A 22,135-nucleotide genomic window follows, 5' to 3' on the forward strand; every position below is an offset into this window, starting at 1 on the left:
ACAAGGGCGACCTCGGACGCCATCCTGATCACCCCGGCACACGCACTCGACGATCACCAGCAGCGCGAATCGTCCGTCCCCCTCGTTACGCTCAGTCAGTGCAAAATCAAATCCGACAGGCTCCTAGTCCGCTTTCCAGTCCAGCGTGGCGCTGCCGATCAGGCTCTGCGCCCGCAGCAGCTCGGCGATCTGATCCGCCGGCACCGGCTTGTTGAAGTAGAAGCCCTGGAACTCGTCGCAGGCATTCTGGCGCAGGTAGTCGGCCTGCTCCTTGGTCTCCACGCCCTGCGCGACGACGGTCAGGCTCAGCGTCCGGCCCATCGCGATGATCGCCTCGGTCAGATCCTTGTCTTCGGCGACGCTGTCGACGTCGCGGATGAAGGATCGATCGATCTTGATCGTGTCGAGCGGGAATTGCTTGAGCGTGGACAGCGATGAATAGCCGATGCCGAAGTCGTCGATGGCGATGCGCACTCCCATGTTCTTGAGCCCGGTGAGGATGCGCAGACTGCTGTCGACGTCGCGCATCAGCAGGCTTTCGCTGATCTCCAGCTCCAGCAGCTGCGGGTCCATGCCGGTGGCGGCGACGGTCGCGCCCAGGTCCGCCAGCAGGTTTTCATCGAAAAACTGGCGCGCGCTCAGATTGACCGCCATGCTCAAGTGCGGCAGGCCCTGCTTCTGCCAGGCTACGTTCTGCAGGCAGGCCGTCTTCAGCACCCATCTGCCGATCGCGACGATCTGGCCGGTCTCCTCGGCCGCCGCGATGAATTGCATCGGCGCCACCGTGCCCAGATCGGGGTGCTGCCAACGCAGCAGGGCTTCCATACCGGTGATCCGGCCGCTGCCGATGTCGCGCTTGGCCTGGTAGTGAAGCTGGAACTCGTCACGCTCCAATGCATGCCGCAGGCCCGACTCCAGCGTGAGCCTTTCGAGCGAGCTCGCGTTCAGCTTCTCGGAATAGAACTGGAAATTGTTCTTGCCCTCCTCCTTGGCCTGATACATCGCGATATCGGCGTGCTTCTTCAGGGTCTGCTCGTCGAGGCCGTCCTGGGGATAGCTGCTGATCCCGATACTGGCGGTGATGCGGAATTCCTGGCCGAGCAGCATCACCGGCCGGGCAATCGCGGTGAGAATTTTCTGGGCGACGAGGGCGATGTACTTTTCCTCGTCGAGTTCCGGCAGCAGCACGACGAACTCGTCGCCGCCCAGCCTCGCCGCCGCGTCGCTGTCGCGCAGGCAGGCCCTGAGCCGGGTCGCAACCTCCTGCAGCAAGTGATCGCCGGCCTCATGGCCGAGCGTGTCGTTGATGTGCTTGAACCGGTCGAGGTCGAGAAACAGCACCGCCAGGCGCCGCTCGTAGCGCTGCGCCTCGCTGACGCTCTGGATCAGCAGCTTGCTGAACAGGCTGCGATTCGGCAGCCCGGTGAGGGCGTCGTGATAGGCCAGATACTCGACGCGCTCGGCGTGGGCGATCTGCTCGTCGATGGCACGGCGGCGGCTGAGCGCGAGCTGCCAGCTGAGCCGGCCCAATACCGCCACGACCAGCATCAGCGCCAGGCTGACCGCGGAGGCTCGCCACAGATAGGCGCGTATCGCCCGGTGCAGGTCCGCGAGCTGCTCGTCCGCCGACAAGCCGACGATCACGGCCAAGGGGAAATCGTAGAGCTGGCTGGCGCTGGTGTAGCGCCGCACGCCGTCCCAGGGGTTGATCGACAGGCGCGCTTCGCTATCCGCCTCGCCTGCGGCCGAAACCACCGCCGCGTAGTCGGCCGTGTCCCCTGCGAACAAGGTTTCTCCGCTGCGCCTGACGCGGAATACGCCATCGGTGCCGAGGATGCCGAGCACGCCGTACTCGCCCAGCTTGGAGCTCTCGTAGCCACTGACGAAGTAGGCGGCGTCGACCTCGAGCATGACCAGGCCGGCAAAGCGGCCGTCGACTGGATCGAGCCTGCGGCTGAATTGCAGCGTCCATTCTTCGGAACCCTGGCTGCGCTGCGGCCGGCTGACCAGCAGGCTGTCGCCGGCGCGCTGCAGCTGGAGCAGAAGTTGGGAAGGGTCCGGAGGGCTTGCTGCGGACGCTCGGGTGCTGGCCACGACGTCACCGGCGCTGTCGGTAATGCTGACGACGAACAGCAGATCGGTCGGCAGCAGGCCCCTGGCCTTCAGCTTGTTCAATACGCTGGTCTCGCCCTCGCGTTCGTAGGCGTATTTGACGAACTTCAGGGTCTGATCGATTTCGCGCAGGGCGCGAACCACCTGCGCTTCATAGGTTTCGGCCAGTTCGCTGCTCGACGCCGCCACGCTGTGCTCGGCCGCGGCGCGCTCGACCCTGATCAGGTTCAGCGTCGTGCCCCAGATCAGAACCAGCACCAGAACCGCAGCTGCCGGAAACAGCACCTGGGGTTCCGTCGCATGGCCCAGGCGCCGCCTCAGCGTAGCGGTGGCCGCAGGCCAGTGATCGTCGAGGCTCATCGCAGGATCAGCGCGGAAGTCTTACAGCGGCCTGCCGGAGCAGGCGGGCGTTCATGACGGTAGCAGAAAAACCTGAACATGGTGGCAGGCCAGATGCCGACTCGCTCCATTCTGGAGACATCCCGAGTCGGCCGCGGCTCAGTTGATCTGCAAGCCTTCGCGCAGGATCTTCGGCGTGACGAAGATCAGCAGCTCGTCCTTGTTGTTGACCGTGGTGCGGTTGCGAAACGCCGCGCCCAGGATCGGGATGTCGCCGAGCAGCGGAATCTTGTTGACGGTGTTGCGGTTCTCCTGCTGGTAGATGCCGCCGAGCACCACGGTCTGGCCGTTCTGTACCAATACTTGCGTGGTGATCTTCCTCGTGTCGATCGACGGGATCGCGGCGCCACTGGTGGTCGTGAACGTGGCGCCGACGCTGTCGTTGTTGACGGTCAGATCCATGATGATGCGATCGTCCGGCGTGATCTGCGGGGTCACGGTCAGCGACAGCACCGCCTTTTTGAACGACACCGAGGTCGCGCCGCTGCTCGCCGCTTCCTGGTACGGGATCTCGACGCCCTGCTCGATCGAGGCCTGCTTGGCGTTGCTGGTGATGACGCGCGGCGTGGACTGGATCTCGCCGCGGCCTTCGGCCTGCATCGCCGACAGCTCCAGGTCCACCAGATAGTCCGAGCCGAGGATCGCCAGCGCGATGCGCCCGGCACTGGGGCTGGAGGTCGGCAGGCTGACGTTGTAACGATCGGCGAGCGCACCCAGCGATGCCGAACCATTGCCATTGGTGATGAAGCTGCTGGTCGTGGTGTTGGTGGCGGCGGAGCTGCCGGAAGTGGTGATCAGGCCGTTGTTGCCGTTGCGCGCGATCGCGCTGACGCCGAAGCGCGTGCCGAGCTCGCGCGAGTAGTCGTTGTTGGCGACGACGATGCGCGATTCGATCAGCACCTGCTTGACCGGGATGTCGAGCCGCGCGACCAGCGTGCGGATCTCGTTGAGCTTGTCGCGCGTCTCCAGGATCAGCAGCGTATTGGTGCGCTCGTCGATCGACACGCGGCCGCGCTCGGACATGATCGAGTTGTCGCCGGACTTGAGCAAGGCGGCCACGTCCGCGGCCTTGGCGTAGTTGATCTGCACCAGCTCCGAGCGCAGCGGCGACAGGTCGACTTTCTGCTTTTCAGCCTCGGCCTCGATCTTGTCGCGCTCGGCCAGCTCGGCCAGCGGTGCGACCATCATCACGTTGCCCTGCTGGCGCAGCCCTAAGCCCTTGGTGCGCAGGATGATGTCCAGAGCCTGGTCCCAGGGCACGTTCTGCAGGCGCATCGCGATCTCGCCGGTGACGCTGTCGGACACCACCATATTCGTGCCGGCCACGTCCGCGATGATCTGCAGCAGGGAGCGGATGTCAATGCTCTGGAACGACAGCGAGATGCGCTCGCCGGTGTACTGCGGCTCGTTGCGCTTGCGGTCTTCCTTCTGCCCCGCGGTCAGCGGCTGCAGCTCGATCGTGAACTGATTGCCGCTCTGGTAGGCGACCTGTTCGTAGTCGGTGCCGGTGACCGGCGTGACCACGATCTCGGCGTCCATGCCGCTGCGCTGCGTGTCGATGAATTTGACCGGCGTGGCGAAGTCGAGCACGTCGAGCCGGCGCAGCAGCGCACCGGTGACGCCGGCGTTGCGGAAGCGCGCGCGGATGTGGCCGCCTTCGTCGCTGACGTCGACCGCGGCCTGCGGATTGTTCAGCGTGACGACGACGCGGCCTTCGCCTTTTTCGCCGCGACGGAAGTCGATGCCGGTGATCGTCGCCGGCTGCTTGGCGGCGGTGACCGGCGCCGTGACCAGCGCGGCCGACGCGGCGCCGGGCAGCGCGGTCGCGTTTGACGGCGGAGCCAGACCCGGCAGCGGCGACATCAGCTGCGCCGCGCTGCTGGCCGGTTCGGACGGGCCGGCAATCTGCAGGAATACCTTGTTGCCATCGACGCGGACGCTGTACGGCGCCAGCTCGGCGAGCTCGACGACGACGCGGGTACGGTCCTTGGCTTCGGCGGTCGCGATCGCGCGGACCCGGCCGAGGTTGATGCGGCGATAGTGCTCGGCCAGCGACAGCCGCGTCTCCGGCAGATCCAGCGACAGGCGCGCCGGCTTGTCGGTGGTGAACACCACCGGCTCCGGTGCCGGCAACGACAGGGTCAGCGTGACCAGCACGCGGCCGTTGGCCAGCACCGCCGCGTCGACCGACTGCAGGGCCCGCGCCGGCGGCGTCGCGCTGTCGGGCTGAGCAATTGCCGGCGCGGCGAACAGCGCAAGCAGGGCGATGGCGAGCCAGGGCATCAAGCCGGCCCGGCGTTTGGATAGGGCTTGCAGACTGTGTTGCGGCTTCATTGGTACGACTCCCTCATTCCGACAGCGCGAGCACAGCCGCGCGCTGCAGCCAGCCGCCGAAGCCGTCGGCGACGAGCTCGGACAGTGTGATTTCAGTGTCGGTGATCGCGTTGATCTCACCGAAGTTCTGCCCCATGTGACTGCCCGCGGCGACGCGATGGATCACGCCGTCGGGTGCCTTGACCAGCGCGTATACCGCGTGCGGCGTGCGGATCGTGCCCTGCATGCGCAGCGCGTCGAGCGGGTATTCCTCGAGCGCCTCCTTGTTGCGCCTGAAGTCCGGATGCGGGCCAGCACCGACTGCGGCGTTCGCCGGACGCTGCGGCTCGACCGGCACGAACGGATCGCGGCGGTTGGCGACGTCGTAGGCAAAAGCTTCATACGGCTGGATCTGCGGAATCGGCGCGATCGTCGTCGATTTGCGTGCCTTGACGTCGGCGACCCACTGCTCAAGCTCGTCCATGCCGCGGCCGCAGCCGGCCAGGAGCAATACCAGCACCACCGGCAAGACACGGACCGGGCTCATTTCTTGGCTCCGGCGGGCGGCGTGATTTCGCCTTCTTCCAGGTAGCGATAGGTCTTGGCCAGCGCGGTCATGCGCAGCTCGCCGCGCGGCGCGGTGCCGCCGGCGGGCTTGAGCTCGACTTCGTCGATGGTGACGATGCGCGGCAGCGCCGCGACCGCGCTGACGAACGCGCCCATCTCGTGATAGCCGCCGGTGACGATGATCCGGTTCGGGATCTCGGCGTAGAAATCCTTGGGCATTTCCGGCTGCGGCTGGAACAGTTCTTCCTCCAGCGCGCTGGCGACGCGCGTCTGCGAAATGTCGGCCAGCAGGTTGGCGACTTCGGTGCGGCTGGGCAGCTGGCGCAGCATCGCGCCGAAGCTGCGTTCCATTTCCTTGAGCTGGTCCTTGTAGGCGTCGAGTGCGGCGACTTTTTTCTGCTTGCGCTCGAACTCGCCGCGCAGATCGACCTCCTGTGCCTCGGCCGCCGCCAGCTCTTCACGCAAGGGCTTGACCAAGAACCACAGGCCGCCGCCGATGATGATCAGCGCCAGCAGGATCGAGGCGGCGATACGCACCCAGGTCGGCCAGGCACCCGGATTCTGCACGTCCAGCGACTGCAGATCGTTCCAGGCCTTGCCCAGCGCCAGCTTGATGTCGAGCTTCATTCCAGCACCTCGTTGCTGGATGCGGCCGAGTCGCCGGGCTTGGTCAGGTTCTTCACCTGCAAGGTGAACTCGCTCTGGCGCTGGCTGTTCTTCTCGCTGGTCTTGATCACGACGAGCTTGGGATCGGCGAACCACTTCGAGGCGTCGAGGTTCTTCATATAGGTCGACACGCGGGCATTGGATTCGGCGATGCCCTCGATGACCACGCCGGTGCCGGTCTGCTTGACCGAGCTGAGGTTGACGCCCTCGGGCAGCGTGTTCACCAGCTCGTCGAAGAAATGCACGGTGGCGCTGCGCGAGGCCTGGAGCTCCTCGATCACGCGCATCCGCGACAACAGGTTGCGCTTGACCTTCTCCAGCTCCTGGATCTCCTTGATCTTCAGATCGACTTCGGCGATCTGCTGGCGCAGGTATTCGTTGCGCGTGTTCTGCCGATCCACCGCGCCGCTGGCGAGCAGATAGCTCAGCCCAACCAGGCCGGCGGACACGAAGAAGGCGATGCCGAGCATCGCGTTGAACTGGGCCCTGCGCAGCTCGCGCCGTTGCGCACGCCAGTCCAGCAGGTTGATGCGGATGATCATAGTCGGCTCGGGCGGGCTCAGGCCGGATCGAACGCGCGGTAGGCCAGGCCGCAGGCGAGCAGCAGCGAGGCCGAGTCCTTGGCCAGCTGCGCCGGCTTGGCCTTGGGGCTGACGCTCATGTGCGCGAACGGCTTGGCGACCACGGTCGGAATGCTGAGCTGCTCCTGGATCGCACGGTCGACGCCGGCGATCTCGGCGCAGCCACCGGCCAGAATGATCTGGTCGATCTGAGCATGCTGTGACGACGAGGCGAAGAAGAACTGAAGCGAGCGGTCGATCTGCTGGCCCATATCGGCGACGAACGGCGTCAGCACGTTGAACGAGTAGTCCTCGGGCAGGCTGTTGAAGCGCTTGGCCTTGGCCGCCTCCTCAAGGCTCAGGCCGTAGTAGCGCATGATGTCGTCGGTGAGCTGGCGGCCGCCGAAGCTCTGCTCGCGCGTGTAGACCGACTGCAGGTTGTGCAGCACCAGCACCGAGGTCGTGGTCGCGCCCATGTCGATCAGCGCGATGGTCTTGCCGCGGCCGCTGTCCGGCATCTGGTGCTGCAGGAACAGGCTGGCGTTCTGCAGCGCGTTGTTCTCGATATCGACGATGCGCGGTTTCAGGCCGGCGATCTCCAGCGCCGCGCAGCGCTGCTCGACCTGCTCCTTGCGGCAGGCGGCGAGCAGCACATCGACACTACCGGTGCCGACGCTGCTCGGCCCCAGCACCTGGAAATCCAGATGCACTTCGTCGATCGAATACGGGATGTACTGGTCGGCTTCGACCTTGATCTGCTCCTCGAGATCGTTCTCGGAGAGCGTCGCCGGCATCTGGATGATCTTGGTGATCACCGACGCGCCCGACACCGCGAGCGCGGCCTGCAGGGTGCGGGTTCCGGAACGGTTGACCGCGCGGGCGATGCATTCGCCCACGACTTTCGGGTCGACGATCTGCTTGTCGGCCACCGCGTTGGGCGGCAACGGCTCGACCGCGTAGGTCTCGACATGAAAGCGATCGCCGCGACGCGACAGCTCCAGCAGCTTGACCGCGCTGGAGCTGATGTCGAGGCCGAGCAGGTCCCGGCTTCCCCCGCCGAACAGCGATTGCATGATCGACATGTTGCGTCTTAACCCCTTATCCACTCGTGGGGCGGCCGCAGAGCCGGCAACCCCAGCCGGGTGTGACGCAGCCGGCTCCCGGCCTTAATATAGCCGACGAAATCGATGAAGCAACAATAGCTTGCGTTGCCTTGAAGAAACACTTGGGTGTGTGCGGCACTGCACATTTTTCGTCGTCGTCTAGAGCGGTCTGGATCGTGGTCCGGAATTTTTTTTGCGGTCGGAATTCGTTGGAAACCTTGTCAATCGGGGGAGTGTTTCTTTGAGACTGCCGAGCCGCATGCTGTTGATACTTGGGGCCGTGGCTCTTGTGGGTGCTGGACTGCTGGCCGGCGTGTTCTTCGCTGCCCAGTGGCATTACGGCCGGCAATTGCCGCCGGTGGCCGCAATCCGCGATATCCAGATGCAGGTTCCGCTGCGCGTGTACACGCGCGACGGCAAGCTGATCGGCGAGTTCGGCGCCGAACGTCGCGCGCCGATGCGCTACGAGCAGATCCCGCAGCGGATCATCGACGCCTTCCTCGCCGCCGAAGACGACCGTTTCTTCGAGCATCCGGGCTTCGACTGGAAGGGCCTGGTACGCGCCGGCTTCGTGCTGATGACCACCGGCCAGAAGAGCCAGGGCGGCAGCACCATCACGATGCAGCTCGCGCGCAACGTGTTCCTGAGCCCCGAGCGCAGCTATGTGCGCAAGTTCAAGGAGATCCTGCTGGCGATCAAGCTCGAGCACGAGCTGAGCAAGCAGGAGATCCTCGAGACCTACCTCAACAAGATCTTTCTCGGCCAGCGTGCCTACGGCGTTGGCGCGGCCTCGCTGGTCTACTTTGGCGTGGAGCCCGACGAGCTGAGCTGGGCCCAGGCCGCGCTGCTGGCCGGCCTGCCCAAGGCGCCGTCGCGCGACAACCCGGTGTCGGCGCCGGATCGCGCCAAGGAGCGGCGCAATTACGTGCTGCGCCGTCTGCGCGATCTGAACAAGATCTCGGAACTGGACTACCAGGCCGGGATCGCCGAGCCGGTGACGCTGAAGTTCTCGCTGCCGCTGGTCGAGGTCGACGCGCATTACGTCGCCGAGATGGCGCGCGCCGAAGCGGTTGGCCGCTACGGCGAGGCCGCCTACACCGGCGGCTACCGGGTGACGACGACGATCGATTCCGCACGCCAGAGCGTCGCCAACCGCGCGCTGCGCAGCGCGCTGATCGCCTACGACGAGCGCCACGGCTGGCGCGGTGCAGAGACCCATCTGCCCGAGCGCTTGCTGGCCGAGACCACGCTGCAGAAGCCCAGCACGCTGGGTCTGGGCGCGTTCCTGGATTCGCTGCCGTCCGCCGCCGGCCTGGTGCCGGCGGCGGTCGTGTCGTTCGACGCCGGCAAGCTGCGGCTGCTGTCGCGCAGCGGCCTGATCGAGCTCGATCCGGAGGACTACAAGTGGGCGGGCCTGTCTCCCAAGAAAACCGTGCAGCGTGGCGACGTGCTGCGCGTGCGCCGCGATGGCGAGCGCTGGAAGCTGGCCGAACTGCCCGAGGCGCAGGGCGCGCTGGTCGCGCTCGACCCACGCGACGGCTCGCTGGTGGCGTTGGTCGGCGGCTACGACTTCCTGCTCAACAAGTACAACCGCGTGCTGCAGGCGCATCGCCAGGTCGGCTCCGGCTTCAAGCCTTTCCTGTACACCTCGGCGTTCCAGTTCGGCTTCACGCCGGCCTCGGTGGTGCTCGACGCGCCGGTGGTGTTCGACGATGCCAATCTCGAGAGCGCCTGGCGCCCGGAGAACTACGGCGGCGACTTCAAGGGCCCGATGCGGCTGCGCGAAGCCCTGGTGCTGTCGCGCAACCTGGTATCGGTGCGCCTGCTGCAGGCGGTCGGCGTGGACTACGCACGCGACTTCATCAGCCGCTTCGGCCTGCCCAAGGACCGCATGCCGCGGGATCTGTCGATGGCGCTGGGCAGCGGCACGTTCACGCCAATGGAGATGGCGCGGGCCTATTGCGCGCTGGCCAACAGCGGCTTCCTGATCGACCCGTATTTCATCGACGAGATCAGCGACTCGCGCGGCAAGCAGGTATTCAAGGCCAAACCCAAGATCGCCTGCCCGGAATGCGCGCAGATGATCGTCGACAGCAGTGGCGCTGCCGGCAAGGCGGCGGTCGCGCCGGCCTCCGGTGCGAGCGCGGCGAATGCGCCGGTCGCGCAGCCTTCGGGTGAGGGCCTGGCGCCGCGCGTGGTCGACGCCCGCTATGTCTGGATGGTCGACGACATCCTGCGCGAGGTCGTCACGCGCGGCACCGCAGCCCAGGCCAAGGCGCTGGGCCGCGGCGACATCCGCGGCAAGACCGGCACCACCAACGACGAGACCGACGCCTGGTTCAACGGCTTTACCAGCCAGCTGGTGGCGATCACCTGGGTCGGCTTCGACCAGCCGCAGCCGCTGGGCCGCGGCGAAGTCGGCGGCAAGGCCTCGCTGCCGATGTGGATGGATTTCATGCGCGCGGCGCTGAAAGGCCTGCCCGAGACGGTGATCCCGAAACCCGATTCGCTGGTGCCGGTCGCGGTCGATCCGCGCAGCGGCCACCTGGTACCCAGCGATACGCCGGGCGCCGTCGTCGAGAACATCCCGGCCGACCGCCTGCAGCAGGCGCAGACCGAAGCCCTGCAGGCGCCGCGCGAGAAATCGGTAGGCGAGGACGATCTGTTCTAGCGGTCGTAGGTTGGGGTGAGCGCAGCGAACCCCAACGGGGTGCCGCGCAAATGTTGGGGTTCGCGTTGCTCACCCCAACCTACCGACGTCCTCTTCCCCTTTCCGCAGCCGCGTAATCCATGATATCCATGCAGCCAGGGTCGCAAGCATGCGGCCCGGCTCTTTCGGATACGACCCGGATACGACCATGGGCAAGCGCGCCATAGGCTTCCAACGCGAGATCGTTGCCGAGGCGGCACGCCTCATTTGCGAGGAGCGGCTGACCGACTACCGCCTGGCCAAGCACAAGGCCGCCGAACGGCTGGGCCTCAGTGCGCGGTCGCAGATGCCCGAGAATTCGCTGATCCACGAGGCGGTGATCGAGTACCAGCGGCTGTTCGGCGGCGCGGAGTACGCCGAGCATCTGCAGGCGTTGCGCCGCACCGCGGTGCGCGCGATGAAACTGCTCAGCGAGTTCACGCCGCGGCTGGTCGGCGCCACGGTCAGCGGCGCGACCACCGATGCGCACCTGGTTCGCCTGCACGGTTTCGCCGACAAGCCCGAGATGCTCGACATGTTCCTGCAGGACCGGAACATCCCCTACGAAACCAGCGACCGCCGCTACCGCTATCCGGACGGCCGCACCGAGGACGTCCCGACCTGCGAATTCATGGCCGGCGAGATCGGCATCGAGATGGCGATGTTCCCGGTCGAGCAGCTGCGCCGGGCGCCGCTGTCGCCGCACGATGGCCTGCCGATGAAACGCCTGACGCTGGAGCAAGCCGAGCGCCTGGCGGAAGAGCCGATCGAGCTGGCCAGCGAAGCGCCGTAACAAAAAAGGCCGGCGAGAGCCGGCCTTTTCATTGCCCGCCGGGAATCAGCGCTTGTCGCAGGCCACGTAGTCGCGGGTCGCGGCACCAGTGTAGACCTGGCGCGGACGGGCTATGCGCGTGGTCTTGTCGGCGGTCATCTCGCTCCAGTGCGCGCACCAGCCGACGGTGCGGGCGACAGCAAACATCGGCGTGAACATGTTGACCGGGATGCCGAGCGCTTCGTAGATGATACCGGAGTAGAAGTCGACATTCGGGTAGAGCTTGCGCTCCTTGAAGTAGTCGTCGTTCAGCGCGATTTCCTCGAGCTTCAGCGCCAGCTCCATCTTCGGATCGTTTTCCTTGCCCAGGTGCTTGAGCACCTTGTGGCACTGCTCGCGGATGATCTTGGCGCGCGGATCGAAGTTCTTGTACACGCGATGGCCGAAGCCCATCAGGCGCACGCCCTCGACCTTGTTCTTGACCTTGTCCATGAAGTCGGGGACGTGCTTCACGTCGCCGATCTCGTCGAGCATCGTCAGCACCGCCTCGTTGGCGCCGCCATGCAGCGGGCCCCACAGCGCGGCGATACCGGAGCTGATTGCCGCATACGGATTGCAGCCGGTGGAGCCGGCCATGCGCACCGTCGAGGTCGACGCATTCTGCTCGTGGTCGGCGTGCAGGATGAACAGCACGTCCAGGGCCTTGGCCGCAATCGGATCGACCTGGTAGGGCTCGGCCGGAACCGCGAACATCATGTGCAGCAGGTTGCTGCAATAGTCGAGCTTGTTCTGCGGGTGCATAAACGGCTGGCCGGAGTACTTCTTGTAGGCCGCTGCCGCGATCGTCGGGATCTTGGCGATCATCCGATGCGCGAAAATCTCGCGATGCCGCGCATCCTTGTTGTTGGTGGTGTCGTGATAGAACGCCGACAGCGCGCCGGTGACGCCAGTCAGCATCGCCATCGGGTGGGCGTCGTGATAGAAACCGTCGAAGAAGCGCTTGACGCCTTCGTTGATCATCGTGTGGCGGCGGATCGAGCCTTCAAATGCTTCGAGTTCCGCTTTCTTCGGCAGCTCGCCGTGCAGCACCAGGTAACAGACTTCGATGAAGCTGGAATGCGCGGCGAGCTGGTCGACCGGGTAGCCACGGTACAGCAGGATGCCCTCGTCGCCGTCGATGTAGGTGATCGAGCTCTTGGTCGAGCAGGTCGAGGTAAATCCCGGGTCGTAGGTGAAGATGCCCAGCTTGTCGTACACCTTGCCGACGTCGGCACCCGGCGTGCCGATCGTGCCGGTGATCAGCGGCAGTTCGGTCTTCTCGCCGGTCTCGTTGTTGACGAGGCTGTATGTCGCTGATGTCATCCTATGGCTCCAAACCTGCGTGGTTTCGATCGATTCCGCGTTGCCGCCGTCGACATCGCTCTCCAGCCGGGAGGGGGATCGGCCTGACGGGCCATTGGGAATTGGACCAAATTCGGGGGCGTGCTGCACCGCGATTATCGCTCCTGATGCGCCCGGCTTACAACGGAGTCAGATTAAGTCGTCTGGACCCTTACTATCTCCGGGCCGGCTTTTGTCGCACCGCGCCCCAACGCAAACGGCCGCCCCGAAGGCGGCCGTCGATGCAGCGGCTGAAGCTCAGGCGTAGCGCTTGCGGAACTTGTCCACACGGCCGCCGACGTCCAGCACTTTCTGCTTGCCCGTGTAGAACGGGTGGCTGACGCTGGAGATATCAAGATTCACGAGCGGGTACTCGACGCCGTCGATCGTGGTCTTGTCGCGCGTCTGCACCGTCGAGCGGACGATGAAAACCTGGTCGGCGCCGACATCTTTGAAGGCGACCGCACGATACTCGGGGTGGATACCGTCTTTCATCTGTAAACCAGCTTAGAAACACAAAAGGGCGCGCAGTCTACTCAAGCCGCCGGCGCGACGCAACGGGCAGCCCGCCCCTCACTCATCCTCGCTCACTCGTCCTCGCTGCGGCCGTCGACCTCGAAACCACCCTCGTCGTCGACCCGCAGGCTGATCACGATCGGCCGGCAGCACACCGAGCAGTCCTCGGTATAGGTCTGCGAGCCGGCGGACAGGTCCAGCTCCAGCGGGATGGATTCCCAGCAGTAAGGGCAGGTGATCGTGGTGTCTTCGAGCATGGTGACGCTCCATTGCTTTTGTAGGTTGGGGTGAGCGCAGCGAACCCCAACATCGGCGCGAATGAATGTTGGGGTTCGCTGCGCTCACCCCAACCTACCCCCAACCTACAAAAGCCCGGTCAGCAGTGTATTCAGATGCTGCAAGCCCAGCGCGGTGGGCGCAATGCCGGCTGCGCCGATCCGCACCAGGCCCCTGGCCTGCGCATCCGCCAGCGCCGCTGCGAGCAGCGCGCGATCCAGCCCGGTTCGCGACTCGAACTCACTCCACGCAAAACCCTCGTCGAGCCGCAGCGCGTTCATGCAGAACTCGAACACCAATTCCTCGCGCGCGACCAGCCGGTCCTCCTGGATCATGCCGGCGCTGCCGGCAGTCTCCAGATAGGCCTTGGGGTGCTTGTGCCGCGCCCGGCGGCGCGCGCCATTCGCACCACTGATCTTCGCGTGAGCGCCCGCGCCGATACCGAGGTAGTCACCGAAGCGCCAGTAGTTCAGGTTGTGGCGGGCGCGCCGGCCCTTGCGCGCGTAGGCGCTGACTTCGTAGCGCGTGAAGCCGGCGGCGGCCAGGCGCTGCAGCCCCCGCTCCTGCATCGCCCAGGCGTCGTCGTCGACCGGCAGCGGCGGCGGATGCGCGGCAAATTCGGTGTTCGGCTCCAGCGTCAGCTGGTAGTAGGACAGGTGCTCGGGGGACAGCGCGAGCGCGGCTGCCAGGTCGGCATCGGCCTCGCTCGGCGTCTGTTGCGGCAGCGCGAACATCAGGTCGAGGTTCAGATTGTCGAAACCGGCACGGCGCGCGACCGCGACCGCCGATACCACCGCTGCGGGGTCGTGGATGCGGCCGAGCCGTTTCAGCTGCACGGCGTCCATCGACTGCACGCCGAGCGACAGGCGATTGATGCCGGCCGCGCGATAGTCGCGAAAATGCGCCTCGTCGACGGTGCCCGGATTGGCTTCCAGCGTGATCTCGATGTCGGCTGCGAAGCTCAGACGCCGCGCCGCGCCGTCGAGAAAGCGCGCCAGCGCGCGGCCGGAGAACAGGCTGGGCGTGCCGCCGCCCATGAAAATGCTGCTGACGGCGCGCGGCGCGGGGAGTTCGCTGCTCAGTTCGAAATCCAGATCGAGCAGCAGCGCGTCGATGTAGGCGTCTTCCGGGATATCGCTCGCACTGGCGCCGCGCAGCGCGTGCGAGTTGAAATCGCAGTACGGGCATTTGCGCACGCACCAGGGGAAGTGCACGTACAGCGCCAGCGGAATCTTCGAGGCATCCAGCGCCGGCGCGGCCGACAACTCCGCGAGTTTCACGTCCCGCTCTGCAGCCGCGCCAGCAGCGTGGCCGCAGCCAGAGCGCGATGACTGCAGCGGTTCTTCAGCGCCGGCGCCAGTTCCGCCGAACTGCAGTGATGCTCGGGCACGAAGAACAGCGGGTCGTAACCGAAGCCCTGGGTGCCGCGCGCTGCGTCCAGGATGCGGCCGCGCCAACAGCCTTCCGCGATTACCGGTGTCGGGTCGGCGGCGTGGCGCATGAAGCTCAGCACGCAGACGAAACGAGCGGTGCGCTGCGCTTCGGGCAGGCCTTCGAGCGCATCGAGCAACTTGGCGTTGTTGTCGGCGTCGCTGGCGTTGTGGCCGGCATAGCGCGCCGAATACACACCGGGCGCGCCGTTGAGCGCCGCGACTTCCAGGCCCGAATCATCAGCAATCGCCGGCAGGCCCGAGACCTGCGCGGCGTGGCGCGCCTTGATCAGCGCGTTCTCGACGAAGCTCGATGCCGATTCGACCGCGGCCTGGTCGGTGTAGTCGCTGAGCAGACGCAGCGTCCAGCTCAGCGGCGCCAGCAGCGTCTGCATTTCGGTAAGCTTGCCGGCATTGCGGCTGGCGAGGACGACTTCCATCGATTACACCGCGTAGCCCAGGTGAAACCCGGGGCTTTCCGCCGTCATGGAGATCCCGGGTTTCACCTGGGCTACGCGGTGCTTGCCAGCGCTTCGCGCTGCGCGGCGAGCAGCTCGCCTATGCCCTTGGACGCAAGGTCCAGCAGCTTGTCGAGTTCATCGCGGCGGAACGCATGGCCTTCGGCGGTGCCCTGCACTTCGATGAAGTGACCGGCGTCGTTCATGACCACGTTCATGTCGCACTCGCAGCCCGAATCCTCGACGTAGTCCAGGTCCAGCACCGGCGCGCCGGCATGAATTCCAACCGACACCGCGGCGATCTGGCCATGAATCGGATGGGTCTTGATCTGGCCCTTCTTTCTCATCGCGGTCACCGCGTCGACCAGCGCCACATAGGCGCCGGTAATCGATGCGGTGCGCGTGCCGCCATCGGCCTGCAGTACGTCGCAGTCGACCGTGATGCTGAAGCCGCCGAGCGCGGACAGGTCGACCACCGCGCGCAGGCTGCGGCCGATCAGACGCTGGATTTCCTGGGTGCGGCCGGACTGTTTGCCCTGCGCCGCTTCGCGGCGGCCGCGAGTATGCGTGGCGCGCGGCAGCATGCCGTATTCGGCGGTGACCCAGCCGCCGTCCTTCTTCCAGGCCGGGCCGCGCTCTTCGACGCTGGCGGTACACAGCACACGAGTGTCGCCGTAGGACACCAGCACCGAACCTTCGGCGTGACGCGTGAACGCGCGGGTGATGGAGATGGGACGAAGCTGGTCGGCAGCGCGGCCTGAATGACGGGGCACGTTAGGCTCGTCCGGTGAAATGGGCGGGGATTATACCCCCCGGGCCAGCATCGGTTGCGGCGGGTGAGGGTAGGTTGGGGTGAGCTTGCGAACCCCAACATCAGCGCGGACGACTGTTGGGGTTCGCTGCGCTCACCCCAACCTACGCATCCGCATCAGCATCAGCAGCGCCCAGATGCCGATGTACAGCAGCGGCTCGCGAATGTCTGATTTCACCAGCCAGAAGAAATGCACGCCACCGAGTAGCACCGCCGGGTAGACCAGCTTGTGCAGCTGGCCCCAGCGGCGCTTGAGCCGGCGCTGCCAGCCTCGCGTTGACGTCACGGCCAGCGGCAACAGCAGCAGCCAGGCGGCGAAGCCCAGCGTGATGTAGGTGCGCTTGATCAGGTCGGCGGCCAGCTCCCGCAGCGACCATTCCAGATCGAAGGTCAGGTAGATCAGGAAATGTACGCTGACCCAGAAGTAGGCCCAGAGCCCGAGCAGGCGACGGATCTGGATCGCCTCGGAGCGCTTGGTGAAGCGCCGCAGCGGCGTCATCGCCAGGCATACCAGCAGCAGGCGCAGCGCCCACAGGCCGGTATTGTGCTCCAGGAACTCGACCGGATTGGCTCCGAGCTTCGCGTGCAGGATCGAGTAGCTCAGCATCGCCGCCGGATACAACCCCAGTGCCCAGGCCGCGGCGCGCCATGCCGTCAGCGGCTTCCAGAACGCGCTCTGCATGTTCAATAGAACTTGTGCAGATCCATGCCCGCATACAGCGAGGCGACCTCCGGATAGCCGTTGAACATCAGTGTCGGCCGCTTGAACAACTCGCCGAGGCGGCGTTCACTTTTTTGGCTCCAGCGAGGATGCTGAACCTCGGGGTTCACATTGGAGAAGAATCCATATTCGCTGGACTGCAGCTTGTTCCACGTGGTCGGCGGCATGGTCTCGACGAAGCGGATGCCGACGATCGATTTGATGCTCTTGAATCCGTACTTCCACGGCAGCGTCAAACGCAGCGGCGCACCGTTCTGGTTCGGCATCACTTTGCCGTACATGCCGATCGACAGGAACGCCAGCGGATGCATCGCCTCGTCGATGCGCAGGCCTTCGACATACGGCAGCTCGATACCGCTCCATTTCGCATCGGGCATCTGCGCCTTGTCGTAGATCGTCTCGAACGCGACGTACTTGGCCTTCGAGGTCGGCTTGAAACGTTTCAGCACCTCGCCCAGCGGTATCCCCGCCCAGGGCACGACGATGCTCCAGGCCTCGACGCAGCGATGCCGGTAGATGCGCTCCTCGATCGCATGCGGCTTGAGCAGGGTATCCAGATCGATCGTGCCCGGCAGCTCGCATTCGCCGCCGATCTTCACGGCCCAGGGCCGGGGCTTCAGCGTGCCGGCGTTATGCGAGGGATCTTCCTTGTTGGTGCCGAACTCGTAGTAGTTGTTGTAGGTGGTGACCGTTTCGATCGGCGTGACGGTCTCGCCGCCGGCACGCTCGCTCCGGGTCGCGATCGTCAGCGCGGCGTTGGCGGCGGCTGGCGCCGGCGCCTCCCTGGCGTCACCACAGGCGGCGGTCAGCAGACCGACCGCGCCGATCCCCATGTCTGCAAGGAAGCGGCGCCGGTTGCGGTAGCTCGCTTCCGGTGTGATTTCGCCGGAACGCACGGCGGATGGTGGCGGGATGCGGATCAGCATATTCGGGCTCCGGGTCTGGCTTGCGCGGCAATCGCCCCCAGCATGCAGCAGAGGTTCTGCCGTTACCATAAGGCTGGAACGTTTGGATACGAAGCGCGGACGAATAGCGATGCAAGTTGATGAAAGAGTCGAAGAACTGGCTGAAACCTTCGAGATGCTGGGCGATTGGGAAGAGCGCTACCGCTACCTGATCGAGCTCGGCCGCAAGCTGCCGCCACTGCCCGAAGACCAGCATGTTGATACCAACAAGGTGCGCGGCTGCATGAGCCAGGTCTGGCTGCACAGCGAGCGCCTCGCCGGCCCGCCGCTCAAGCTCCGCTTCCTGGGCGACTCCGACGCGCATATCGTCAAGGGCCTGATCGCGCTGCTGTTCGCGGTGGTCTCGGAGCGCACGCCGCAGCAGATCCTGGATACCGACGTCGGCGCGGTGTTCGCCCGGCTGGGGCTGGAGAACCACATCACCATGAACCGCCGCAACGGCTTTTACTCGATGGTCGAGCGGATCAAGCAGCTCGCCGCGGCCGCGGTACAGGACGGCTCGTAGGTCGGCAATCCTTTGCCGACGTGTGCACCCGGATCAACGGAGCACGTCGGCAAAGGATTGCCGACCTACCATGCGCAAGCTCGCCGCCCGCCCTACACTCAGCCTCCATAACGACAGAGAACACAACATGAGCATCTTCGCGATCGTGGTTCTGCTGTTTGCGCTGGTGACCCTGTGGAAGGGCATCGTCACCGTGCCCCAGGGCCGGGAATACACGGTGGAGCGCTTCGGCAAATATCGCGCGACGTTCTCGCCCGGCCTGCACTGGATGATCCCCTACGTCGATGGCATCGGCCGCAAGCTGTCGATGATGGAGCAGGTGCTCGACGTGCCGAGCCAGGAGGTCATCACCAAGGACAACGCGATGGTCGGCGTCGACGGCGTGGTGTTCTTCCAGGTGCTCGACGCCGCCAAGGCCGCCTACGAAGTGCAGAACCTCGAGGTCGCGGTAATGCAGCTGACGATGACCAACCTGCGCACGGTGATGGGCGCGATGGATCTGGACGAGCTGCTCAGCCAGCGCGATCACATCAACGCCAAGCTGCTCAACGTGATCGACGGCGCGACCACGCCCTGGGGCCTGAAAGTCACGCGCGTCGAGATCAAGGACATCCGCCCGCCGGCCGATCTGGTCGCGTCGATGGGCCGGCAGATGAAGGCCGAGCGTGAGAAGCGCGCGAATATCCTCGACGCCGAAGGTTTCCGCCAGGCCGCGATCCTGAAAGCCGAAGGCGAGCGCAACGCCGAGATCCTGGCCGCCGAGGCGCAGAAGATTTCAGCGGTGCTCGAAGCCGAAGGCCGCAAGGAGGCCGCGTTCCGCGACGCCGAGGCGCGCGAGCGTTCGGCGCAGGCCGAAGCCGAGGCCACGCGCGTGGTGTCGGAGGCGATCCGCCAGGGCGACGTGCAGGCGATCAATTACTTCGTCGCGCTGAAATATGTCGATGCGCTGGGCAAGATCGCCACCAGCCCGAACGAGAAGCTGGTGCTGATGCCGCTGGAGGCCGCCAGCGTGATCGGCGCGATCGGCGGCATCGCCGAGCTGGCGAAGAAAGTCGCCGGCCCGCGTTGAACGCGGCAGACTGGTTCATGGATTTCACCCACGTCCTGTACTGGCACTGGTGGATCGCCGGCTTTGCGCTGCTGGCGCTGGAGGCGCTCGCGCCCGGCGCGGTGTTCCTGTGGATGGGCATCTCGGCACTGGTGGTCGGCGCGATCGTCGGGCTGATCGACTTCCGCTGGGAGTGGCAGGTGATGCTGTTTGCGCTGCTGTCCCTGCTCAGCTTCTTCGCGTTCAAACACTTCCGCCGCGAACCGCTTGCCAGTGAGGAATCGACCTTGAACCGCCGCGGTCATTCCTACGTGGGCCGCACGTTCACCTTGAGCGCGCCGATCGTCAACGGCATCGGCAAGCTGAGTGTGGACGATTCGCAGTGGCGCATCTCCGGCGCCGACGCGCCGGCCGGCTGCACGGTCCGCGTGACCCGCGCCGATGGCGTAACCCTGCATGTGGAGCGTTTGAATTAAGCATCCACCCGAGAACGAGATCGACGCGGCGCTGCACGCCGCACGCGACGGCCTGCACCACGCGCTGGTTGCCACCCGCGACACGCTGTACTCGATCGGCGAGGAGATCGCACACGCGATTACGCACGGGCTCGGCGCGGTGCTGTCGATCGCCGGCCTGAGCGTGCTGGTGGCACGCGCCGCGCTGTACGGCGACGTCTGGCACATCGTCAGCTGCGCGGTGTTCGGCGCGGCCCTGGTGATGATGTACACCGCCTCGACGCTGTATCACAGCATCCCGATGCCGCGGGTCAAGCACGTGCTGCGCATCATCGATCACTCGATGATCTATCTACTGATCGCCGGCACTTACACGCCCTTCACCCTGGTCACTCTGCACGGCGTCTGGGGCTGGAGCCTGTTCGCGTTCACCTGGGGCCTGGCCCTGGTCGGCGTGCTGTTCAAGCTGGTCGCGACCGGCCGCTACGAGAAGATGTCGCTGGCGGTGTACCTGCTGATGGGCTGGTGCGTGATCATCGCGATCAAGCCGCTGGCGCATGCCTTGCCGGTGGGCGGGCTGATCCTGCTGGCGGCGGGCGGGCTGTCGTACAGCGGCGGCGTCGCGTTCTATTCCTGGCAGTCGCTGCGCTATCACCATGCGATCTGGCATGTGTTCGTGCTCGCCGGCAGCATGCTGCATTTCTTTTGTGTGCTGTTCTACGTGGTGCCTGGCGCGTCCGGCTGAGCAAAACGAAATTCTGGCGGAGACATGCCGATGAGCGATTTGAAGTGCGCGGTCGACAGCCCTTACCTGGCGCCTTTCAACGGCAAATTCCGCGTCGCCGACGCGCCGACGTCCATCGCCGGCAAGAAACTCGACAGGCCGCAGCGCGAGGCAAAACTGGCGGGCCTGGTCGCAGAGATGTCCGGGCTGCAGCACGTACTGTATGCGGACAATCGCTATTCGCTGCTGCTGATCTTTCAGGCAATGGACGCGGCCGGCAAGGACTCGACGATTCGCGCGGTGCTGACCGGCGTCGATCCGGCGGGCTGCACGGTCCATGCGTTCAAGCGGCCTTCGGACGAGGAGCTGGAACACGACTTCCTGTGGCGCACCAGCTGCCGGCTGCCAGCTCGCGGACAGATCGGCGTGTTCAATCGCAGCTACTACGAAGAAGTGCTGGTCACCCGGGTCAATCCGGCGCTGCTGGCCGTGCAGCATCTGCCGCGGGCGATGTCGCTGCCCAAGCTGTGGAAGCAACGCTATCGCTCGATCCGCGACCATGAACAACACCTGGCCTGCAGCGGCACAATCGTGCTGAAGTTCTGGCTCAACGTGTCGGCGGAAGAGCAGCGCCAGCGCTTTCTGGCGCGGCTGGATCAGCCGGAGAAAAACTGGAAGTTCGAGTCCGGCGATCTGGGCGCGCGCGACCACTGGGGCGAATATCAGCAGGCCTACGAGGACGCGATCAACGCGACCTCGCGCGAGTGGGCGCCGTGGTATGCGATACCGGCGGACAGCAAATCATCGATGCGCGTAGCGGTCGCCGACATCATCGTGCGCACGCTGAAGTCGCTGGACCTTCGGTATCCGGTATCGTCGCCTGAGCAGCTCGCCAGCTTTGCCGAGATGCGGAAGAAGCTAGGGGAATAAACGATCGCACATGTAGGAGCGGGTCAAACCCGCGACTGTGAACTATAATGTTCCAGTCGCGGGTATGAACCTCTCCAACACCGGCGGCGCCAAGCGCGGCCCTGCTTGAAACGCTGCTCAGTTCTTCAACGCCTCGACCTGGATGCGCAGCTTGACCTTGCCGGCATCGCCGTCGGCGTACTTGCTCATGCCGAAGTCGGCGCGGTTGAATTCGCCTTCCGCGTCGGCACCGCAGACTTCCTTCTTCAGCATCGGGTGCATGATGCACTTGAAGCTGTCGATGTCGAGCTTGACCGGCTTGGTCACGCCGAGCAGGGTCAGCTGGCCGTCGACCTTGGACGGCTTGCCGTCGTCATACTTGATCGTGCCCTTGTAGGTGATCGTCGGGTACTTGGCGACGTTGAAGAACTCGTCGCTCTTGGCGTGCTCGTTCATCTTGGCGTGGCCGAAATCGACCGTGGACGCGTCCATGCTGATGTCGACGGTGCCGGTCTTGGCAGCGTCGTCGAGCAGCACCGTACCGCTGCTCTTGTCGATCTTGCCGCGCCATATCGAGATGCCCATGTGCGGGGCTTCGAAGCTCGGGTAGGTGTGGTCCGATGCGATCGTATAAGCAGTTGGTGCAGCCGCGCTGATGCCGCTCCAGAGCAGCGCGGCAGCGGCGGCGGTCAGATATTTTCTCATCGTAAAAATCTCCTGGTGATGGTCGGACAACTTGTTGGCGGAGGCCGCGTC

General features: G+C 65.3%; 22 protein-coding genes. 7 read left to right on the forward strand and 15 right to left on the reverse strand.

The window, feature by feature from the left end; translation table 11 throughout:
• Nucleotides 1-123: 123 nt before the first annotated feature.
• From JWQ90_RS22815 to JWQ90_RS22840, 6 genes are all read right to left on the reverse strand, one after another.
• A complete protein-coding gene (locus tag JWQ90_RS22815; RefSeq protein ID WP_299697300.1) occupies nucleotides 124-2,472 on the reverse strand; it encodes an EAL domain-containing protein in 2,349 nt (782 codons plus the stop codon).
• Between the two features lie 138 nt (nucleotides 2,473-2,610).
• Nucleotides 2,611-4,845: a type IV pilus secretin PilQ gene (locus JWQ90_RS22820; RefSeq protein WP_299697301.1), complete on the reverse strand. Its 2,235-nt coding sequence runs from the start codon at nucleotides 4,843-4,845 to the stop codon at nucleotides 2,611-2,613.
• A 13-nt stretch (nucleotides 4,846-4,858) separates the two neighbouring features.
• A complete protein-coding gene (locus JWQ90_RS22825) occupies nucleotides 4,859-5,371 on the reverse strand; it encodes a pilus assembly protein PilP (RefSeq protein WP_299697302.1) in 513 nt (170 codons plus the stop codon).
• Nucleotides 5,368-6,018, reverse strand: coding sequence for a type 4a pilus biogenesis protein PilO (locus tag JWQ90_RS22830; protein ID WP_299697303.1), 651 nt, complete (start codon nucleotides 6,016-6,018; stop codon nucleotides 5,368-5,370). Before JWQ90_RS22830 ends, JWQ90_RS22825 begins: the two co-directional genes overlap by 4 nt.
• Nucleotides 6,015-6,599, reverse strand: a complete 585-nt coding sequence (locus JWQ90_RS22835; RefSeq protein ID WP_299697304.1) for a PilN domain-containing protein — start codon at nucleotides 6,597-6,599, stop codon at nucleotides 6,015-6,017. Before JWQ90_RS22835 ends, JWQ90_RS22830 begins: the two co-directional genes overlap by 4 nt.
• 17 nt (nucleotides 6,600-6,616) lie before the next feature.
• Entirely contained in the window at nucleotides 6,617-7,699 is a 1,083-nt protein-coding gene (locus tag JWQ90_RS22840) for a pilus assembly protein PilM (RefSeq protein ID WP_299697305.1), read from the reverse strand.
• Between the two features lie 310 nt (nucleotides 7,700-8,009).
• On the opposite strand from JWQ90_RS22840, the gene JWQ90_RS22845 reads away from it, so the two are divergent.
• Nucleotides 8,010-10,391 carry a penicillin-binding protein 1A gene (locus tag JWQ90_RS22845; RefSeq protein WP_299697306.1) on the forward strand — a complete coding sequence of 794 codons (2,382 nt, stop codon included), beginning with the start codon at nucleotides 8,010-8,012 and terminating at the stop codon, nucleotides 10,389-10,391.
• Between the two features lie 187 nt (nucleotides 10,392-10,578).
• Entirely contained in the window at nucleotides 10,579-11,202 is a 624-nt protein-coding gene (locus JWQ90_RS22850) for a hypothetical protein (RefSeq protein WP_299697307.1), read from the forward strand.
• 45 nt (nucleotides 11,203-11,247) lie between these two features.
• Here JWQ90_RS22850 and JWQ90_RS22855 read toward each other — a convergent pair whose 3' ends face one another.
• The 8 genes from JWQ90_RS22855 to msrP all read right to left on the reverse strand — a co-directional run bounded on the left by JWQ90_RS22855 (nucleotide 11,248) and on the right by msrP (nucleotide 17,699).
• A complete protein-coding gene (locus JWQ90_RS22855) occupies nucleotides 11,248-12,543 on the reverse strand; it encodes a citrate synthase (protein ID WP_299697308.1) in 1,296 nt (431 codons plus the stop codon).
• A 276-nt stretch (nucleotides 12,544-12,819) separates the two neighbouring features.
• Nucleotides 12,820-13,056, reverse strand: coding sequence for a type B 50S ribosomal protein L31 (locus JWQ90_RS22860; RefSeq protein ID WP_299697309.1), 237 nt, complete (start codon nucleotides 13,054-13,056; stop codon nucleotides 12,820-12,822).
• A gap of 92 nt (nucleotides 13,057-13,148) precedes the next feature.
• A complete protein-coding gene (locus tag JWQ90_RS22865) occupies nucleotides 13,149-13,334 on the reverse strand; it encodes a CPXCG motif-containing cysteine-rich protein (RefSeq protein ID WP_299697310.1) in 186 nt (61 codons plus the stop codon).
• 105 nt (nucleotides 13,335-13,439) lie between these two features.
• Nucleotides 13,440-14,633, reverse strand: coding sequence for a radical SAM family heme chaperone HemW (hemW, locus tag JWQ90_RS22870; protein WP_299697311.1), 1,194 nt, complete (start codon nucleotides 14,631-14,633; stop codon nucleotides 13,440-13,442).
• Nucleotides 14,630-15,223, reverse strand: coding sequence for an RdgB/HAM1 family non-canonical purine NTP pyrophosphatase (gene rdgB / locus JWQ90_RS22875; protein WP_299697312.1), 594 nt, complete (start codon nucleotides 15,221-15,223; stop codon nucleotides 14,630-14,632). The genes hemW and rdgB overlap by 4 nt, the downstream gene beginning before the upstream one ends.
• 71 nt (nucleotides 15,224-15,294) lie before the next feature.
• Entirely contained in the window at nucleotides 15,295-16,014 is a 720-nt protein-coding gene (gene rph / locus JWQ90_RS22880) for a ribonuclease PH (protein WP_299697313.1), read from the reverse strand.
• 132 nt (nucleotides 16,015-16,146) lie between these two features.
• Nucleotides 16,147-16,734 (reverse strand): protein-methionine-sulfoxide reductase heme-binding subunit MsrQ, encoded by a 588-nt coding sequence (locus JWQ90_RS22885; protein ID WP_299697352.1) that lies wholly within the window; start codon nucleotides 16,732-16,734, stop codon nucleotides 16,147-16,149.
• 2 nt (nucleotides 16,735-16,736) lie between these two features.
• Nucleotides 16,737-17,699, reverse strand: coding sequence for a protein-methionine-sulfoxide reductase catalytic subunit MsrP (msrP, locus tag JWQ90_RS22890; protein ID WP_299697314.1), 963 nt, complete (start codon nucleotides 17,697-17,699; stop codon nucleotides 16,737-16,739).
• Nucleotides 17,700-17,808: 109 nt separating this feature from the next.
• Here msrP and JWQ90_RS22895 point away from each other — a divergent pair, with 109 nt between their 5' ends.
• The 5 genes from JWQ90_RS22895 to JWQ90_RS22915 all read left to right on the forward strand — a co-directional run bounded on the left by JWQ90_RS22895 (nucleotide 17,809) and on the right by JWQ90_RS22915 (nucleotide 21,400).
• Nucleotides 17,809-18,243: a SufE family protein gene (locus tag JWQ90_RS22895; protein WP_299697315.1), complete on the forward strand. Its 435-nt coding sequence runs from the start codon at nucleotides 17,809-17,811 to the stop codon at nucleotides 18,241-18,243.
• 127 nt (nucleotides 18,244-18,370) lie between these two features.
• Complete coding sequence (locus JWQ90_RS22900; protein ID WP_299697316.1) at nucleotides 18,371-19,312, forward strand: SPFH domain-containing protein; 942 nt, start codon at nucleotides 18,371-18,373, stop codon at nucleotides 19,310-19,312.
• 17 nt (nucleotides 19,313-19,329) lie between these two features.
• Nucleotides 19,330-19,767 (forward strand): NfeD family protein, encoded by a 438-nt coding sequence (locus JWQ90_RS22905; protein ID WP_299697317.1) that lies wholly within the window; start codon nucleotides 19,330-19,332, stop codon nucleotides 19,765-19,767.
• A 106-nt stretch (nucleotides 19,768-19,873) separates the two neighbouring features.
• Nucleotides 19,874-20,491 (forward strand): hemolysin III family protein, encoded by a 618-nt coding sequence (locus JWQ90_RS22910; protein ID WP_366919579.1) that lies wholly within the window; start codon nucleotides 19,874-19,876, stop codon nucleotides 20,489-20,491.
• 30 nt (nucleotides 20,492-20,521) lie between these two features.
• A complete protein-coding gene (locus tag JWQ90_RS22915; RefSeq protein ID WP_299697318.1) occupies nucleotides 20,522-21,400 on the forward strand; it encodes a PPK2 family polyphosphate kinase in 879 nt (292 codons plus the stop codon).
• A 117-nt stretch (nucleotides 21,401-21,517) separates the two neighbouring features.
• On the opposite strand, the gene JWQ90_RS22920 is transcribed toward JWQ90_RS22915, so the two are convergent.
• On the reverse strand, nucleotides 21,518-22,084 hold the full coding sequence (locus JWQ90_RS22920; protein WP_299697319.1) for a YceI family protein: 567 nt from the start codon (nucleotides 22,082-22,084) through the stop codon (nucleotides 21,518-21,520).
• Between the last annotated feature and the right edge of the window lie 51 nt (nucleotides 22,085-22,135).

It is taken from the genome of Hydrocarboniphaga sp. (assembly GCF_028291725.1).
Taxonomy (GTDB): Bacteria; Pseudomonadota; Gammaproteobacteria; order Nevskiales; family Nevskiaceae; genus Hydrocarboniphaga.

What these genes read in the sequence shown, in the direction of transcription:
- rdgB (WP_299697312.1), bottom strand. Translation starts at nt 15,223, where the DNA reads ATGGAAGTCGTCCTCGCCAGCCGCAATGCCGGCAAGCTTACCGAAATG.
- JWQ90_RS22840 (WP_299697305.1), bottom strand. Translation starts at nt 7,699, where the DNA reads ATGTCGATCATGCAATCGCTGTTCGGCGGGGGAAGCCGGGACCTGCTC.
- JWQ90_RS22820 (WP_299697301.1), bottom strand. Translation starts at nt 4,845, where the DNA reads ATGAAGCCGCAACACAGTCTGCAAGCCCTATCCAAACGCCGGGCCGGC.
- JWQ90_RS22920 (WP_299697319.1), bottom strand. Translation starts at nt 22,084, where the DNA reads ATGAGAAAATATCTGACCGCCGCCGCTGCCGCGCTGCTCTGGAGCGGC.
- JWQ90_RS22860 (WP_299697309.1), bottom strand. Translation starts at nt 13,056, where the DNA reads ATGAAAGACGGTATCCACCCCGAGTATCGTGCGGTCGCCTTCAAAGAT.
- JWQ90_RS22825 (WP_299697302.1), bottom strand. Translation starts at nt 5,371, where the DNA reads ATGAGCCCGGTCCGTGTCTTGCCGGTGGTGCTGGTATTGCTCCTGGCC.
- JWQ90_RS22915 (WP_299697318.1), top strand. Translation starts at nt 20,522, where the DNA reads ATGAGCGATTTGAAGTGCGCGGTCGACAGCCCTTACCTGGCGCCTTTC.
- JWQ90_RS22900 (WP_299697316.1), top strand. Translation starts at nt 18,371, where the DNA reads ATGAGCATCTTCGCGATCGTGGTTCTGCTGTTTGCGCTGGTGACCCTG.
- JWQ90_RS22855 (WP_299697308.1), bottom strand. Translation starts at nt 12,543, where the DNA reads ATGACATCAGCGACATACAGCCTCGTCAACAACGAGACCGGCGAGAAG.
- JWQ90_RS22835 (WP_299697304.1), bottom strand. Translation starts at nt 6,599, where the DNA reads ATGATCATCCGCATCAACCTGCTGGACTGGCGTGCGCAACGGCGCGAG.
- JWQ90_RS22905 (WP_299697317.1), top strand. Translation starts at nt 19,330, where the DNA reads ATGGATTTCACCCACGTCCTGTACTGGCACTGGTGGATCGCCGGCTTT.
- msrP (WP_299697314.1), bottom strand. Translation starts at nt 17,699, where the DNA reads ATGCTGATCCGCATCCCGCCACCATCCGCCGTGCGTTCCGGCGAAATC.
- JWQ90_RS22885 (WP_299697352.1), bottom strand. Translation starts at nt 16,734, where the DNA reads ATGCAGAGCGCGTTCTGGAAGCCGCTGACGGCATGGCGCGCCGCGGCC.
- JWQ90_RS22815 (WP_299697300.1), bottom strand. Translation starts at nt 2,472, where the DNA reads ATGAGCCTCGACGATCACTGGCCTGCGGCCACCGCTACGCTGAGGCGG.
- JWQ90_RS22850 (WP_299697307.1), top strand. Translation starts at nt 10,579, where the DNA reads ATGGGCAAGCGCGCCATAGGCTTCCAACGCGAGATCGTTGCCGAGGCG.
- JWQ90_RS22830 (WP_299697303.1), bottom strand. Translation starts at nt 6,018, where the DNA reads ATGAAGCTCGACATCAAGCTGGCGCTGGGCAAGGCCTGGAACGATCTG.
- JWQ90_RS22895 (WP_299697315.1), top strand. Translation starts at nt 17,809, where the DNA reads ATGCAAGTTGATGAAAGAGTCGAAGAACTGGCTGAAACCTTCGAGATG.
- JWQ90_RS22865 (WP_299697310.1), bottom strand. Translation starts at nt 13,334, where the DNA reads ATGCTCGAAGACACCACGATCACCTGCCCTTACTGCTGGGAATCCATC.